The organism is Chryseobacterium sp. MHB01 (assembly GCF_034651565.1).
In the GTDB taxonomy this organism is placed as follows: Bacteria; Bacteroidota; Bacteroidia; order Flavobacteriales; family Weeksellaceae; genus Chryseobacterium; species Chryseobacterium nepalense.
The window spans coordinates 221,674-237,219 of record NZ_JAYEDA010000002.1 but is presented as its reverse complement, the minus strand read 5'-3'; the positions used below and the strand labels follow the sequence as shown (position 1 = coordinate 237,219).

Genomic DNA, 15,546 nt, shown 5'->3' with positions numbered 1-15,546 from the left:
TGGCGGAGAGTACTGGCTTTTTTCGGGCCAGCTTATCTTGTCAGTGTTGGGTATATGGACCCAGGCAACTGGGCAACTGGTTTGGCGGGTGGCAGCCAGTTCTGATATTCATTACTTTGGGTTTTGTTGATGAGTAGCATTATGGGTTTATTGCTCCAGAGCTTGTCAGCAAGGTTGGGCATCGTTCGTAATAGGGATTTGGCACAGGCAAACCGGGAAACATACCCGAAGAAAATAAACTTTATACTGTATCTACTTGCAGAAATAGCTATTGTGGCCACAGACCTTGCTGAAATATTGGGTATGGCGATAGGCTTGCAATTACTTACAGGAATGCCCTTGATTTGGGGTGTTGCAATTACTGCGTTAGATACATTCTTGTTGATGACCCTACAAAAATGGGGAATGAGAAAACTAGAAGCCTTTATTATTGGATTGATATTCGTTATCGGAATGTCATTCCTTGTGCAAATATGGGTAGCTAATCCCAATGTAGGAGAAATAGCGACAGGACTGATACCACACATTCAGAACGATACAGCATTGTATATCGCCATCGGCATTATCGGTGCGACGGTAATGCCACATAATCTATACCTCCATTCTGCATTGGTACAGACAAGAAAGTTTAACCGTGATGACGCCAGCATCAAAAAAGCAATCAAGCTAAATTTTTGGGACAGTGCTATTGCATTAAATATGGCATTGTTTGTAAATGCTGCTATATTAATTCTTGCCGCTACGGTTTTTTACAAAACCGGGCGTTCTGATGTGGCGGAGCTAAAGCAGGCTTACGAGCTATTACCTCAACATTTCGGAAGTAATTTTACAGCCAAACTCTTTGCCGTAGCATTGATAGCTGCCGGGCAAAGCAGTACCATTACAGGTACGCTTGCCGGCCAAATCGTAATGGAGGGTTATCTGCGGTTTAGAATAAACCCTTTATTAAGAAGGCTTATCACGAGGTTACTCGCCATAGTTCCGGCAGCTTTGGTAATCCTAATCAATGGCGAGGACAATGTAGATAGCCTGCTTATCTTCAGCCAGGTGGTATTGAGTATGCAACTGGGTTTTGCAGTTATTCCACTTATACATTTTGTAAGTGATAAAAGGACAATGGGCAAATTTGCCATCAAGCCCTTGATAAAAATAACGGCTTGGGTTATAACAATCCTACTGGTGTATCTAAATTCCAAACTATTAGCAGAGGAAGCATTTAGTTTTTTTGCTACTTCAGGTAACATAGCTTGTAAAAGTTTAATCATTTTGGGTGGGATAGGTTTTATCATTTTGATGGCATATACTACGTTGTACCCATTATTCAGTAGAAAAGCCTTTTGTGAAATAACACCGCACGACAAGCCGGAGCCTTTGCAGCTACAACCATTCGTGCCATACCGGAATATTGCGCTTACTGTGGATTTTAAGACCCTTGACCACAAGGTTATCAACCACGCCATTACGCAGGGCGGTAAAGACAGCAGGTACACGCTCATTCATATCGTGGAGAGTGTGGCATCCGCATCGCACTTTCACGACAGTACCGACGAGGAAACTGTAAAAGACAGGGAGTTTTTGGAGGAATACGCAAAGCAGTTACAGGACAACGGATATTTTGCTGATGCAAAACTAGGCTTTGGAAGGACTGCCAATGCCATTGCCGAAATCGTCAATCAGTCCGGTGCTGAACTGGTGGTAATGGGTGCACACGGGCATAAGGGATTGAAAGATTTGTTGTACGGCGCAACCATAAATCAGGTAAGGCATTTGGTAAATGTACCTGTGCTGGTTATCCCTAAAGAAAACACTGAAATAGTAAAAATTTAACCTTTAAAAATTGATAATATGAATAAACTGAATTGTTGGAAGTGCGTACTGCTATTGTCGTCGCTTCTTGGGTTGTTAATCCAAAGTTCTTAAAGTACTTTATGTAAATATTGCAAACTAAAAAGTCACGGGATATACCGTGACTTTAATTTGATTAAACTAATGAACTCAATCCCCCAAAATTGACCTGATTTTAATTTAAGGTGGCAGTTAATGAAATTTCTAAATTATATGCTTTTCCTACAGGACACATTGCTTTTGACTGTTCAGCGTATTTTAAAAAATCTTCATTGGTTAAACCAGGTATTTCTGCATCCAGTACCAAATCGGAATTAGTAATATCGAAGCTTGTTGCGGTTATAGTACAGGATGTTTCAATTTTCTCTGCCTCTATACCGTTGCTCGTGAGGATATAATTTAATGTCATTGTGTAACAAGCTGCGTGCGCTGCCGCCATTAATTCTTCCGGATTAGTAGCAGTAGTTTCTCCTTCTGCTTTATTGTGTTTAAAAACACTTCTACCAATAGTAGAACGCGATGCATCAAAATTTCCATTTCCGTTTTTAAAATTACCTTGCCATTTAGCTGTGATTTTTGCTTTCATTGTACTCTATTTTTAATTACATAACAAAATTACTGCTTCAGAGAAAGGCTATCAATACACATACTTCACACTTAATAGGACATTTTACCCATAAGTAGGGTTACATTGAATTTCGGAATGTAAGAGGTGAAGAGCCCGTTTGTGATTTGAAAAAGCGAAGAAAATAAGAATAGTCTTCGTACCCGAGATAAACAGCGATTTCTTTAATGCTTAACGTTGTATTGACAAGTAATCTTTTTGCCTGAAGGATAATTCGATTTTTGATAATTGTATTTGGAGCAATCTGTTTTTCTGTTACTATTTTTCGGTTGAGGTTTTTAGGTGTAAGATTGAGCATAGATGCATAATCTGCTACGGAGTGGATAGTTCGATAATTTTGCTCTACCAATTGGCTAAATTTTCTCGCCAGCTCTTTATCGAATGATACGGGGTGATAAATATCGTAGTCCTTTTTTGCAAGAGTTCGGGTAGCAAAAATAACAACCTGCTTGATATAGGTCTTAATCATTTCTTCCGCCCAAAAATCTTTTACCGCAATTTCCTCTTTAATAGAAATAAGTATTTTTTGAAAAATGTCTCTTTGATGTGCGGTGAGCGCTATAAAAGGAAGTTCAAAAACGTTGTCGAAAAGAAGTCCGTCACAAGCAAGCTCTTTATCGTGAAAAGCGATACAATAGAAATTCGGGTTAAAATAAACAATGCTTCCTTCCGAATTTTTAGATATTTTGAATTGTTGCCCTATACTAAAGAAAAGCAATGTACTTTCTTCAAAATCATAGTCAACAAAATCAACATTAACACGTCCTTCTTTTAAGAAAACAATTTTATAATTCTCGTCAAACCAAACTGTGTTGCTTACAATCCCATCTGGCATTCCAAAAAAATCGAAATAACCTATCATTTTATCCTGATTGTTCTCGGTCGCTATATCCATTCTCCTTTTTATATAAACAACAAAGCCCTGAAATAAATCAGGACTTTGCTAAAGTTACAAAAATTATAATGTTCCTCTGCGTTCTTGCTCTCTTTCGATAGATTGGAACAATGCCTTAAAGTTTCCTGCGCCGAAACCTCTTGCACCCATTCTTTGAATAACCTCAAAGAAAAATGTAGGACGGTCTTCAACTGGTTTGGTAAAGATTTGTAACAAATAGCCCTCTTCGTCCGCATCAATCAGAATACCCAACTCCTGCAATTCCTTGATATCTTCTTTAAAGCGGTGCATATGCGCTTTTAAGCGTTCAGGAATGGCATCATAATACGCTTGTGGCGGTCTTGACAGAAATTCAACCCCTCTTGATTTCAGGTCGTTTACGGTCTTTACAATATCATCCGTAGTTACGGCAATATGCTGAACGCCCTCGCCCTCGTAAAATTCAAGGTACTCTTCAATCTGTGATTTCTTTTTGCCCTCTGCGGGTTCGTTTATCGGGAATTTAATTCTGCCGTTACCGTTTGCCATTACTTTAGACATCAGGGCAGAATATTCGGTAGAAACCTGCTTATCATCGAATGACAGGAAGTTCTCAAATCCCATTACATCCTCAAACCATTTTACCCAGGTGTCCATTTGGTTCCAGTCCACATTGCCCACCATATGGTCAATATATTTTAGTCCCGCAGGCGCAGGGTTATATTCGGTTTCCCATTGCTCATAGCCCGGCATAAATATACCGTTGTAGTTTTTGCGTTCGGTAAACATAAAAATCGTTTCGCCATACGCATAAATGCCCGATTGTACCACTTCGCCGTTTTCATCGGTAGTTACAGTTGGTTCCATATAGGCTTTAGCACCTCTTTTCGTGGTTTCTTCAAAGGCTTTGCGGGCATCTTCTACCCAAAGACCCACTACTTTGATGCCGTCGCCGTGCTTCTTTACGTGTCCGTTAATTTCGGAATTAGAGCGCATCCCGGTCGTTAATACCAGTCTCACTTTGTCCTGCTTTACCACGTAAGAAGCCCTGTCCTGTAAGCCTGTTTCCAGTCCGGCATACGCCAACGACTGAAACCCGAAAGCTGATTTGTAATAGTGAGCAGCCTGTTTCGCATTGCCTACATAAAATTCCACGTAGTCTGTTCCTAAAATCGGTAAAAAATCTTGTGCGCCCTCGAATATCTTATCCAAGCCATATTCGACGTTCTTTAAATCGTTTGTCATTATATATGATTTTTAAAAATTATGTTATGTGTGATTTTGCAATAAAGATTGTTGCACAAAGAAGATTTGTGCAATCGTGTTGGGGTTGGGAACCCGAAGCTACAACATAGCCCGATGCAAAACGGAGAGAAAGGTTTTGATAGCCATTTTATAAAACAGTTAGCGTTATACTTCGATAAAAGTATTCCGCTTATTCTGAACGAGCACTATAATCAGTAAAAGTCATAAAACAAAGCCGGAATATTACAAGCGGAACCGTTTTTGAAATGCAATCAGTAAATATCATAAATCAAACAAGGAATTTCACAAACAGCTTAGCGCATTATCTACCGATTTTTGTATCAGCAAAAACAAATAAAAGTTCAAGACAATGGAAAGCAAAAATCTTCAATTCAAGACAAACCTTAATTGCAGCAACTGTGTATCAAAAGTGCAGGCAGATTTAGATAACGCAGGCGGTATCTGCGAATGGAACGTTGATACGACCAACGCCGATAAAATCCTGACTGTAAAAGCAGAGGGCATTACCGAAGACGAGGTTGTCGCCATCATCAAGAAAAAAGGGTTTAAAGCTGAACCCATTTCAGAATAATCAGCCATTCACTCATTATTAAAAAGGATAAAAAAATGAAAAAGTTAATAGTAGCAATGACCGTAATGTTGTTTGGATTTTCTGCCTTTGCGCAAAATACAGGCAACCTGCTGAACAACTACATCAGCGTAAAAAATGCTTTGGTAAGCAGCGATAGTAAAGCGGCAAGCACCGCCATTAGCGCACTGAACGAAGCCGTTAAGAGCGAGGGCGATTTTGCACAGAAAGCAGAATTGCAGAAAGCCACCGACAAATTAAGTAAGGCAGGTAACAACCTTGAAAAGCAAAGAGCCGCTTTCAACGAAGTATCAACCGTACTGTGGAAAGTGGTAAAATCATCAGACAAAGTAAACCAACCCGTTTACTACCAATATTGCCCGATGAAAAAAGCATATTGGTTAAGCAAAGAAAAGGAGATTAAAAATCCTTACTACGGTTCTTCTATGCTTACTTGTGGTAAAGTTACCGAAACTAAATAATAACCCACAAAGGCATTGCTCAATGGGCAATGCCTTTTAATCTTTATAACCAATGCGATTTTTAAAATGGATAATCAAAAATTTCTTTACAAAAAGCTGTTGCCGCTAACCCTGTTGGCAATCTTTATATCACAAGTCAGCATTGCACAAAAGGTAGTTCATTACGACCTGTATGTAAAAGATACGCTTGTAAATTATGCGGGCAAGGAAAAGAGGGCAATTGCTGTAAACGGGCAAATCCCGATGCCCACGCTTGAATTTACAGAGGGCGACACGGCAGAAATCGTAGTGCATAACCAGTTAAAAGAAAGTACATCCCTGCACTGGCACGGCTTGTTCCTGCCGAATAAGGAAGACGGCGTACCTTTCTTAACGCAAATGCCGATTGAGCCGGGCGCAACTTATACTTACCGATTTCCGATTATTCAGAACGGAACGCATTGGTATCACTCACATTCGGGATTGCAGGAACAGATTGGAATGTACGGCAGCTTTATAATGCGCAAAAGGGCTGATGATAAAACATTTAGGAAAGGAATTGACGATTTACCGGAAATTCCCATAATGCTAAGCGAATGGACGAACCTGAAGCCCGAAAATGTACACCGTATGCTGCACGCAGCAAGCGACTGGTTTGCGATAAGGAAAGGCGCAACACAAAGCTACGCCGAAGCCATTAGAAGCGGAAAATTCAAAACCAAGCTGAACAACGAATGGAAGCGTATGTTGGCAATGGACGTGAGCGATGTGTATTACGACCGTGTAATGATGAACGGTAATCATCATACCGATTTAAAAAGCATTGACGGCAAGCCCTTAAAAGCAGGCGATAAAGTACGTTTACGCATTTCCAATGGGGGTGCATCGTCTTACTTTTGGCTGCGCTATGCAGGCGGTAAAATTACCGTAGTGGCGAGTGATGGCAACGATGTGGAGCCTGTGGAAGTGGACAGGCTGATTATTGCTGTATCGGAAACTTACGATGTGGTTGTTACCATTCCCGAGGACGGCAAAGCCTTTGAATTTATGGCAACCACCGAAGACCGTACCCAATCCACAAGCTATTTTATTGGCAACGGTACAAAACAATTGGTCGGGGAAATGCCACGCCTGAAATATTTTGAGGGTATGCAAATGATGAACGATATGATGAAGATGAACGGCGACCTGGAAGATATGGGAATGAATATGAGCCTGAACCAAATGGATATGAACGTAGTGATGTACCCGGAGATTACAGGCGAGGAAAAGAGCAAAAAAAACAAGGGTACAGCACCGTCTATGGAGCATCACGGCGACCATAAGATGAATAGCGACGAAGACCCCAACCGTTATAATGCTAATGCGTTGAGCGACATTAAAACGCTCAATTACGCAATGTTGAAATCGCCGCATAATACCACGCTTCCGGCTGATGCCCCGGTTAAGGAACTGAAATTTACCTTAACGGGAAATATGAACCGTTACGTTTGGAGTATGGATAACAAGGTTTTGGCAGAAACAGATAAGATACCTGTTAAAAAAGGCGAAGTATTGAGGATTACGATTTATAATAACTCAATGATGCGCCACCCGATACACCTGCACGGTTTTGATTTCAGGGTGCTGAATGAGCACGGCGAAAATGCACCGATGAAAAACATCATCGACATTATGCCGATGGAAACCGATACGATAGAGTTCCTTGCGAATACCGAGGGTGATTGGTTTTTCCATTGTCATATCCTGTATCATATGATGGCAGGTATGAATAGGGTTTTCGCTGTGGATGATTACAAAAATCCGTATTTACCCAATAAGGAAAAAGCATATAAAATGTTGCAGCGTGAAAGCAATATGCCACATTTGATGGCTCAAAGTGATTTTGCGACCAATGGTATTGACGGAGAAGCAATGTTGATGAACGCCCGTTACAGTTTGGGTACGGAATGGCGTTTAGGCTATAATGATATGCACGGCTATGAAGTGGAAACGCATTTGGGACGTTACATTGGTAAAATGCAATGGCTGATGCCTTTTGTCGGTTTCGATTGGCGATACCGCAGAATGGGAATGGACGAGCACGAGAAAAACCTCTTCGGACAGGTTAATAAAAAAGACAACCGAGCTGCTGTGAGCTTAGGGGTAATGTACACCTTGCCGATGTTGGTCAACGTACAGGCAGAAGTTTACCACGACGGTATTTTCAGGGTATCATTGATGCGGGAGGATATACCTATCTCCAGACGGTTAAGAGCCGGGTTTATGGTCAATACCGATTTGGAATATATGGCAGACCTGCGGTACATTTTGACGAGGCATATCGGTATCAGGGCGCACTATGATAGTGATATGGGCTTTGGTGCAGGACTTTCGCTCAATTACTAAAGGATTTCATTCATAAAATAGACAAAGGTTGTAGCGGTTATGCTATAACCTTTTTGCATTTACAATACCAGACTAAATCAGTAAACCTCACAAATCAAACAAGAAATATCACAATAGGCAGCCCGAAACAAATTGCCAATTTTGCATCATAAATTTTAAGATTATGACAGCAAAAATAAAATGGAACAACGTGTATCTACTGTTTACCTCGCAGGCGTTGTTCCAGACTGCATCCATATTGGTCATTACACTTTCGGGTGTGGTAGGCTTACAAATGGCTCCCGATAAAAATCTGGCGACCTTACCATTGGCAATGATTACCGTAGGTACGGCAGGTATGATGATACCCGCATCCCTCATTATTAGAAAATTAGGTCAGCGCAATGCCTTTATGATAGGTACACTGATAGGTGTTTTGTCGGGTTTGGTTTCGTGGTACGGTATTATCCAAAATTCCTTTTGGCTGTTTTCAGTGGGTAATATGCTCATTGGTACTTATCAAGGCTTTTCGCAATACTATCGTTTTGCGGCGGCTGATGCCATTCCCGACTATGCGAAAAGCAAGGCAATTTCTTTTGTTATTGCAGGTGGCATTGTTGCAGCATTCGCAGGACCCAACTTAGCGAGGTTTACGCAGCATTTAGGGGCGGTTCCTTACGCTTATCCCTACTTTTCTATTATCCTGTTAAGCGTGGTCGCTTTGGGTGTTGTTTCCTTTTTAAAGCTGCAAAGAACATCTGCGGTACAAACCAATGAAGCGGTAAAGAAAGGTCGCCCGTTAAAAGAAATCATTAAGAATAAAGATACCATACTTGCAATACTGGCATCATCTACCGCATTTGCCGTAATGGGAATGTCTATGACTGTTACCCCGATAGCAATGCACAGCGTAGGGCATTCGTCCGACAGCTCCGCAACGGTTATCCAGTGGCACGTATTAGGTATGTTCCTGCCGTCATTCTTTACAGGTATGCTTATTCAGAAATTCGGCGTTTACCGTATCATTATTTCCGGTTTGGCGATTTTGTTCCTGTACATCATCATTGCCCTGATGGGAACAGGCTTTGCGCATTTCGTTTCCGCATTGTTCATCGTGGGCTTAGGTTGGAACTTCCTGTTTATCGGCGGTTCGTCATTGCTTACCAAAGTGTACCGTCCCGAAGAGAAAGAAAAAACGCAGGCTTTCCACGATTTCACGGTTTTTGCAGTAATCAGTATTGCTAGCTTCTTTGCAGGCAGCCTGTTTAATTACTGGGGTTGGAATGGCGTAAACATTGTACTGATACCGATGCTTATCATCACATTGATAGCGGTTATCAGGATTGTAATGAGCCAAAAGAACAGCGTTAGCAATCAGTAAAAATCGTAAATCAAACAAAGAATATCACAATAGATACAACCCATTTAATGCGGAAATTTGTATTGTAATAAGAGAGATAAATAAATGAATAATTTAAAACCATATTACTAAGCACGGTTGTTTCACTGGCAGCGTTATCTGCCTGCAACAATTCAGAAAGTAATAATAAAAAATCAGAGGATATGAATGCACATCAGCACGCAAATCACGACAGCGCATACGCTTGTCCGATGCACCCGGAAGTAAAAGGAAACAAAGGCGATAAATGCCCTAAATGTGGTATGGCTTTGAGCCCTGTTAATAAAGAGAAAAGCCAGTATGAAGTAAAAGTGGCTGCCGACCCGCAAAATGTGGAAGCAGGTAAACCAACTAATCTATCCATCGCCATTAGTGAACACGGTAAAAATGTACCGTTGGAAGTAGTGCACGAAATGAAAATGCACCTTTTGGTAGTGAATGAAGAACTGACCTGGTTTGACCATATCCACCCCGAAGAACAGGCAGACGGTTCTTATAAGGTTTCAGAAACATTCCCTACAGCAGGTAAATACCTGTTATTTACCGACTACAAACCGAACGGAGCCGAGGGAGAGGTCAATAAGCAAACCATTGAGGTAAAAGGTACGGCAGCAACACAAACAGCCGATTTAAAGACAAAATTGGTTTCAACCGTAGATGGTTTTACGGTAACGCTGCTTAACGGCGAAGACTTTAAAACAAACAGAAATCAGGGCTTGCAATTTTCGGTAGAAAAGGACGGCAAGAAATTAGAGGAAAAGGATATGCAGAATTATCTCGGAGCGACTGCCCATATCGTAATGATAAGTAAAACTAATAAGGATTTTCTACATATACACCCGGTATCAAAAGAGAATTTCCCAATCTATGCCGAAACGCTTATCAAAAAAGCAGGGCTTTATAGATTGTGGGCACAGTTCAAAATAAACAATGTGGTACATACGGCAGATTTTACTATTACCGTATCAGAAGGCGAAAAATCGGTAGAAGACCACAGCCACCACACGCACAACCATTAATAGTCTGTAACAGGAAAACAGTAAAAGTCACAAATTAAACCCGGAATATCACAATAGCAGACTTCGGGATTATGTTGAATTTTGCGACAGTTCAAAACAATAGTAAATAAGTTTAAAAAAATATGGAAAATACAGAATTTCAGTTCAAGACCAATCTTAATTGTGGCGGTTGTGTATCAAAGGTAAAAGCGGATTTGGACAGTACCGACGGTATCTGCGAATGGAATGTAGATACAGCCAACAATGACAAAATTTTAACCGTAAAATCAGAGGGTATAACACAAGATGAAATAGTTGCCATCGTTAAGAAAAAAGGCTTTAAAGCAGAACCATTAGTGGTTTAATCTCTTAGCCCTATCCAGTTTTAATTAAGGATAGGGCTCTCTTATACTCAATCAATACATACTAAAATGAGGCAATTTATTGTGGGCTATCTGCAATTGCTGCCTCATTTTGTGCTTTTTAATTGGTTTCATACTTTAAATTTCGCTTTCGATGACAAATTATTACCAAACTATAATAAACGAATTAGACGATAGAATTAACGAATTGACCTATGAGCCAAGTAATTCATTGATATCGTATGAAAATGCAATTATATTAGTCTTGCAGAAACTTGAGGAGATAAAAAAATACATTAAGAAGAATGGATTTAAAGATGATGAAGCCGAAATACTTTTTTTCAAACAGCTAAAGCCTCAATTAGTATCGAAGCTCATCTACTTCAATGCCATTTACAAGATTGAAACAAAAAGACCACGAGGCGGCGATAAAATCATCAAGAAATATCTGAATGTTGAGCTTTCCAAAATCAAGAGGTATTTCGATGCTAATTTGGAATTTTACAAGTATTACAGAACCAACAGCACTCATCTGGACTATAAATTCTTTTTACGTGGCAAGCACGATATAAAGTTGAGTTTAGACACCTATTATTTTGAAGCAGACCATAATTTTGCAACCTCGCACGATTACAAGGTAGCTAAGATTATTGCCAACGACTTGATACAGGTTTACCTCGAAGACCAGTTGAGCAATAACAATCAGAGAAAGCTACTTGAAACGCCTCCCCTAAACTGGACAGGTAGTAAAACTTCACTCATTGAGTTGATTTATTCGCTGCATTCGCAGGGTTCAATTGACAATGGTAATGCAGATATAAAAATCATCGCCAAGACTTTTGAAAATATATTTAATATTGACTTAGGGGATTTCTACCATTCCTATTTGGAACTGAAAGGCAGGAAGATAAACCGAACAAAGTTCCTCGATAGTCTTCGGGATGCACTTATCAAAAGGATGGACGAGCAAGACGAAAAATAAAGGTAAAGTTTCACTGCTTTACCTTTATTTTTTATACATTTGCAGTAATGATTTACAAGGTAATTGAATGAAAGCAAGTGTAGTAAGCACCATTACTAAATCGTTACCGATAACTCTTTCGGTTCTTGTAAACTACTCTTTATTAGTCAGTTTTGACTAAATTAATCTTTTTTAATAAAAAAGAAAAAGCATAATGAAATAGATAAGAATAATAAATGGTTTAAGATGATCATGATAATTATTGTAGTTTTTTCTCTACTGTTAATTATATTTTTAATTTTAAATAATTCTATTGTTATCGATGAATCAACAAAATATATTGACTATTTCAGATATTTCATATTAACAATATGGATAATAATATTGCTAATAATGCTCTTTAAAAAAGACAAATAAAAAGAATTGGCCTCAGATCTGAGGTCGGTAAAAGGATAAAATAGTCCGTTTCACTATTGTGAGACGGACTATTTATTTATCCTAAACAAGTCTAAATTCAACATATTAGATTAACCAATATTAAAAATAAATTAAATTTAACATAAAAATCAATCAATCGTTTGATTTATTAAAAAACGGTCGTACATTTGCACCATCAAAATGAGAACATAAGAATGATTTCAAAAGAAGAAAATATACTGTTTGCTGCCGAGAAGCTTTTCGCTGAAAAAGGATTCGAGGGAACTTCCATCCGGGAGATTGCCAAAGCAGCCAATGTGAATATTTCGATGATCTCTTATTATTTCGGTTCAAAAGAAAAGCTGTACGAAAAACTTGTGGAATACAGGATGAATGAAGGACAGTTTTTTTCAAAAGATATTCTGGAAAGAACCGATATTAATGATTGGGAGAAAATAGAAAAGATTGTAGACCAGTTTGCAGGAAAAGTAAGACATCAGAAATGTTTCTATAGAATCATGCAGAGAGAGCAGCTGCATACGCAGAATCCTCATATTGTGGATTTCCTGAAACAGACAAAAATGGGATTTATTTCCATGTATTCAAAAATATTGGAAAGCGGGCTGAAGAAAGGAATTTTTACAAAAAATCCGCCAATTTATCTTCTCCATTCCACCGTAAGCGGGACTTTATTTTATGCATCCAATGCAAAGGAAATGTACAAAGAATTCCTGAATAATACGGATGAAGAAGAAATTTTTGACGATACATATTACACAGAGCTTAATACACATATAAAATACTTATTAAAAGACCTTCTAGGGTATGAAGAAAATAAATAACTCAGTTGTTGCACTGGCATTATTCATAGGAATTGCACAGGCAAATGCACAGGAGAAAAGAACACTCACTCTTGATGAAGCTGTGCAGTTGGGTATTCAGAACAGCAAAAATCTGAAGATTGATGCCGCTAAGATCGAAGAGGCCACGGCAGACCTTCTGGAAGCAAAAAACAGACAGTTACCGGAGCTGAAAGTTTCCGGAAGCTATATGTACCTTCCGCTAAAACCTAATATCAACATCAAACTTCCGGGAGTTTCCGGAGATGGTGGTCCTGAAGTACATCAGGTGGCTTACGGATCTGCCAACCTCAGCGTTCCTATCTACAATGGCGGAAGAATAAAATATGGTATCGAATCTGCAAAATATCTGGTGGAAGCGTCAAAATTAAGCACTGAAAATGATAAAGTAGCCATTGCCTACAATGTTGCACAGGCTTACAATAATCTTTTCAAGGCCAATCAGTCGATTAAAGTATTAGAAGAAAATCTTTCTGCCTCTCAAAAAAGGGATGAAACTTTCCTTAAAATGGAAAACAATGGCCTTATCGCAAGAAATGACAGGTTAAAAGCCAATCTTCAGACCTCAAACATAGAACTGCAGCTCCTTGAAGCCAAGAATAATTACAATATCGCCAATATCAACATGGATCTTTTGCTCGGTATTCCGGAAACAACGGAAATTGAAGTGGATGAAAACTATATTGAAGAAGGAGAGGACATAAGAACAGTAGATTATTATATCAACACGGCAAGAGAAAACCGTAAAGATCTTCAGGCGCTGGATAAGCAGAGACAGGCTGCAGCATTGGGAACGAAGGCGGCAAAAGCGGAAAACCTTCCTTCTATTGCTTTTACAGGCGGATATGTTGCGGCGGATATTCCTAAGTTTTTAACGATTTATAATGCAGTGAATGTCGGAGTCGGGATTTCCTATAATTTATCAAATCTCTGGAAAGAAAACTCTTCACTGAAACAGTCCAGAGCAAGAGAAATGCAGCTTACAGCCACCAATGAGTTATTGAATGATAACATCAAACTGGATGTCAACAGAGAATATCAGAACACAGATTATTCCAAAAAAAGAATCGCGGTATTTGAAAAATCTGCTGAACAGGCGAATGAAAACTACAGAATAACAAAAAATAAATACGACAACGGTCTTGCCACGATGACCGAACTTCTTGATGCTGATGCAGCCCAGATTGCAGCCAATGTAGGCGTTATCAATGCAAAGGCAGATGCGGCACTGGCTTACAGAAAACTATTACAAACTACAGGAACTTTAACAACAAAATAAATTAAGAGCGATACCGAAAATGGAAAATAATACTACACAAGTAACCGAAACTAAAAAGAAAAAAAGTTTAGTATTCCCTATTATCTTAGCAGTTGTTTTAATCGGCGGCGGAATCTATGGATACAGAACTTATTCATACGGACAGGTGCACGAAGAGACAGATGATGCACAGATTGCTTCCAACATGGCTCCCGTAATCTCAAAAATTTCTGGATATGTAGCGGAAGTAAAAGTAAAGGATAACCAGTTCGTAAAAAAAGGGGATACTCTGGTTATTTTGGATAACAGAGATCAGAAAATGGCGCTTGAACAGGCAGAAGCAGCTTTGGCTACGGCAAAAAGTAATATTTCAAATGCGCAGGCATCCACTACAGCCACCTCTAAAAATATTGGCTCTTCTCAGGCCGCGGTTACTACAGCCAATGCACAGATTGAAGCTGCAAAAGTAAACGTCTGGAAAACTACCCAGGATCTAAAAAGATACGCGAATCTTGTAAAAGACCATTCTATTACAGAACAGCAATACGAGCAGGCTTTGGCAGCAAAACAAACTGCCGACAAACAGTTACAGGTACTCATCGATCAGAGAAACCAGATTGCACAGCAAACCAATATCGCTTCTTCCCAGACAGCGGCAAGCTCCCAGCAGATCAGTGTGGCAGGTTCTGTTGCCAAACAAAGAGAAGTGGATGTGGAAAATGCCAGATTAAACCTCTCCTATACGGTAATTGTAGCTCCTGAAAACGGATATGTAGGTAAAGTTCCTATTCAGGCCGGACAGTATTTACAGGCCGGATCACAGTTGTTTGCTTTGGTTAAAAATGATCAGAAATGGGTAGTGGCCAACTTCAAAGAAACCCAGGTTGATAAAATGGTAGAAGGGCAGAAAGTGAAAATTGAAATTGATGCCTTCCCGGACAGGGAATTTGATGGGGTTGTAAGCTCTTTCTCTCCAGCCACCGGTGCTACATTCTCTATCCTTCCTCCGGATAATGCAAGCGGTAACTTCGTAAAAGTGGTGCAGAGGCTTCCTGTAAAAATTGATTTTGTAAATCTTGATAAAGAGGTTGCTAAAAGATTAAGAACGGGAATGAACGTAAAAGCAGAAGTTTCACTGAAATAAAAATATAAAGTGGATTGTCAATAATTGCAGAAGCAGCCAATATGCAGAGGAAATGAAGACGCTGCCGATCACAATGAAGAAAGTATATGTAGAGGTGATCGACTATGATGCAGAAATTAAGGCGAAGGCGATAATGACGAC

General features: G+C 39.5%; 14 protein-coding genes and 1 pseudogene. 12 read left to right on the top strand and 3 right to left on the bottom strand.

Going from position 1 to position 15,546, the window contains the following annotated elements; genetic code table 11:
* Nucleotides 1-117 precede the first annotated feature (117 nt).
* Together U9K52_RS04670 and U9K52_RS04665 are read left to right on the top strand one after the other, a co-directional pair.
* Nucleotides 118-1,200: pseudogene (locus U9K52_RS04670) on the top strand (Nramp family divalent metal transporter); the annotation flags it as partial.
* A gap of 93 nt (nucleotides 1,201-1,293) precedes the next feature.
* Nucleotides 1,294-1,827: a universal stress protein gene (locus U9K52_RS04665; protein WP_308196694.1), complete on the top strand. Its 534-nt coding sequence runs from the start codon at nucleotides 1,294-1,296 to the stop codon at nucleotides 1,825-1,827.
* Between the two features lie 193 nt (nucleotides 1,828-2,020).
* Here U9K52_RS04665 and U9K52_RS04660 read toward each other — a convergent pair whose 3' ends face one another.
* The 3 genes from U9K52_RS04660 to hppD all read right to left on the bottom strand — a co-directional run bounded on the left by U9K52_RS04660 (nucleotide 2,021) and on the right by hppD (nucleotide 4,589).
* The gene (locus tag U9K52_RS04660; RefSeq protein ID WP_322925576.1) at nucleotides 2,021-2,431 is read right to left on the bottom strand and encodes an OsmC family peroxiredoxin; all 411 of its coding nucleotides are present in this window, start codon (nucleotides 2,429-2,431) and stop codon (nucleotides 2,021-2,023) included.
* A gap of 100 nt (nucleotides 2,432-2,531) precedes the next feature.
* Nucleotides 2,532-3,365: a helix-turn-helix domain-containing protein gene (locus tag U9K52_RS04655; protein ID WP_066434353.1), complete on the bottom strand. Its 834-nt coding sequence runs from the start codon at nucleotides 3,363-3,365 to the stop codon at nucleotides 2,532-2,534.
* A 63-nt stretch (nucleotides 3,366-3,428) separates the two neighbouring features.
* Nucleotides 3,429-4,589: a 4-hydroxyphenylpyruvate dioxygenase gene (gene hppD / locus U9K52_RS04650; RefSeq protein WP_066434350.1), complete on the bottom strand. Its 1,161-nt coding sequence runs from the start codon at nucleotides 4,587-4,589 to the stop codon at nucleotides 3,429-3,431.
* A 370-nt stretch (nucleotides 4,590-4,959) separates the two neighbouring features.
* Here hppD and U9K52_RS04645 point away from each other — a divergent pair, with 370 nt between their 5' ends.
* From U9K52_RS04645 to U9K52_RS04600, 10 genes are all read left to right on the top strand, one after another.
* Complete coding sequence (locus U9K52_RS04645; RefSeq protein WP_027384830.1) at nucleotides 4,960-5,181, top strand: heavy-metal-associated domain-containing protein; 222 nt, start codon at nucleotides 4,960-4,962, stop codon at nucleotides 5,179-5,181.
* 35 nt (nucleotides 5,182-5,216) lie between these two features.
* Nucleotides 5,217-5,660 carry a DUF3347 domain-containing protein gene (locus tag U9K52_RS04640; protein ID WP_082738211.1) on the top strand — a complete coding sequence of 148 codons (444 nt, stop codon included), beginning with the start codon at nucleotides 5,217-5,219 and terminating at the stop codon, nucleotides 5,658-5,660.
* 66 nt (nucleotides 5,661-5,726) lie between these two features.
* Entirely contained in the window at nucleotides 5,727-8,027 is a 2,301-nt protein-coding gene (locus U9K52_RS04635; protein ID WP_066434340.1) for a multicopper oxidase family protein, read from the top strand.
* Nucleotides 8,028-8,190: 163 nt separating this feature from the next.
* Nucleotides 8,191-9,387, top strand: a complete 1,197-nt coding sequence (locus U9K52_RS04630) for an MFS transporter (RefSeq protein ID WP_066434337.1) — start codon at nucleotides 8,191-8,193, stop codon at nucleotides 9,385-9,387.
* Nucleotides 9,388-9,569: 182 nt separating this feature from the next.
* Nucleotides 9,570-10,424 (top strand): heavy metal-binding domain-containing protein, encoded by an 855-nt coding sequence (locus U9K52_RS04625; RefSeq protein WP_219071571.1) that lies wholly within the window; start codon nucleotides 9,570-9,572, stop codon nucleotides 10,422-10,424.
* Nucleotides 10,425-10,546: 122 nt separating this feature from the next.
* Nucleotides 10,547-10,768, top strand: coding sequence for a heavy-metal-associated domain-containing protein (locus tag U9K52_RS04620; protein WP_066434334.1), 222 nt, complete (start codon nucleotides 10,547-10,549; stop codon nucleotides 10,766-10,768).
* Between the two features lie 151 nt (nucleotides 10,769-10,919).
* Entirely contained in the window at nucleotides 10,920-11,747 is an 828-nt protein-coding gene (locus U9K52_RS04615; protein ID WP_066434328.1) for an RteC domain-containing protein, read from the top strand.
* A gap of 611 nt (nucleotides 11,748-12,358) precedes the next feature.
* Complete coding sequence (locus tag U9K52_RS04610) at nucleotides 12,359-12,985, top strand: TetR/AcrR family transcriptional regulator (RefSeq protein WP_248394272.1); 627 nt, start codon at nucleotides 12,359-12,361, stop codon at nucleotides 12,983-12,985.
* The gene (locus U9K52_RS04605; RefSeq protein WP_263602573.1) at nucleotides 12,969-14,282 is read left to right on the top strand and encodes a TolC family protein; all 1,314 of its coding nucleotides are present in this window, start codon (nucleotides 12,969-12,971) and stop codon (nucleotides 14,280-14,282) included. Before U9K52_RS04610 ends, U9K52_RS04605 begins: the two co-directional genes overlap by 17 nt.
* Before the next feature lie 19 nt (nucleotides 14,283-14,301).
* Nucleotides 14,302-15,405 carry an HlyD family secretion protein gene (locus tag U9K52_RS04600; RefSeq protein ID WP_322925575.1) on the top strand — a complete coding sequence of 368 codons (1,104 nt, stop codon included), beginning with the start codon at nucleotides 14,302-14,304 and terminating at the stop codon, nucleotides 15,403-15,405.
* Nucleotides 15,406-15,546: the final 141 nt, after the last annotated feature.

What these genes read in the sequence shown, in the direction of transcription:
- U9K52_RS04665 (WP_308196694.1), top strand. Translation starts at nt 1,294, where the DNA reads ATGGCATATACTACGTTGTACCCATTATTCAGTAGAAAAGCCTTTTGT.
- U9K52_RS04660 (WP_322925576.1), bottom strand. Translation starts at nt 2,431, where the DNA reads ATGAAAGCAAAAATCACAGCTAAATGGCAAGGTAATTTTAAAAACGGA.
- U9K52_RS04655 (WP_066434353.1), bottom strand. Translation starts at nt 3,365, where the DNA reads ATGGATATAGCGACCGAGAACAATCAGGATAAAATGATAGGTTATTTC.
- hppD (WP_066434350.1), bottom strand. Translation starts at nt 4,589, where the DNA reads ATGACAAACGATTTAAAGAACGTCGAATATGGCTTGGATAAGATATTC.
- U9K52_RS04645 (WP_027384830.1), top strand. Translation starts at nt 4,960, where the DNA reads ATGGAAAGCAAAAATCTTCAATTCAAGACAAACCTTAATTGCAGCAAC.
- U9K52_RS04640 (WP_082738211.1), top strand. Translation starts at nt 5,217, where the DNA reads ATGAAAAAGTTAATAGTAGCAATGACCGTAATGTTGTTTGGATTTTCT.
- U9K52_RS04635 (WP_066434340.1), top strand. Translation starts at nt 5,727, where the DNA reads ATGGATAATCAAAAATTTCTTTACAAAAAGCTGTTGCCGCTAACCCTG.
- U9K52_RS04630 (WP_066434337.1), top strand. Translation starts at nt 8,191, where the DNA reads ATGACAGCAAAAATAAAATGGAACAACGTGTATCTACTGTTTACCTCG.
- U9K52_RS04625 (WP_219071571.1), top strand. Translation starts at nt 9,570, where the DNA reads ATGAATGCACATCAGCACGCAAATCACGACAGCGCATACGCTTGTCCG.
- U9K52_RS04620 (WP_066434334.1), top strand. Translation starts at nt 10,547, where the DNA reads ATGGAAAATACAGAATTTCAGTTCAAGACCAATCTTAATTGTGGCGGT.
- U9K52_RS04615 (WP_066434328.1), top strand. Translation starts at nt 10,920, where the DNA reads ATGACAAATTATTACCAAACTATAATAAACGAATTAGACGATAGAATT.
- U9K52_RS04610 (WP_248394272.1), top strand. Translation starts at nt 12,359, where the DNA reads ATGATTTCAAAAGAAGAAAATATACTGTTTGCTGCCGAGAAGCTTTTC.
- U9K52_RS04605 (WP_263602573.1), top strand. Translation starts at nt 12,969, where the DNA reads ATGAAGAAAATAAATAACTCAGTTGTTGCACTGGCATTATTCATAGGA.
- U9K52_RS04600 (WP_322925575.1), top strand. Translation starts at nt 14,302, where the DNA reads ATGGAAAATAATACTACACAAGTAACCGAAACTAAAAAGAAAAAAAGT.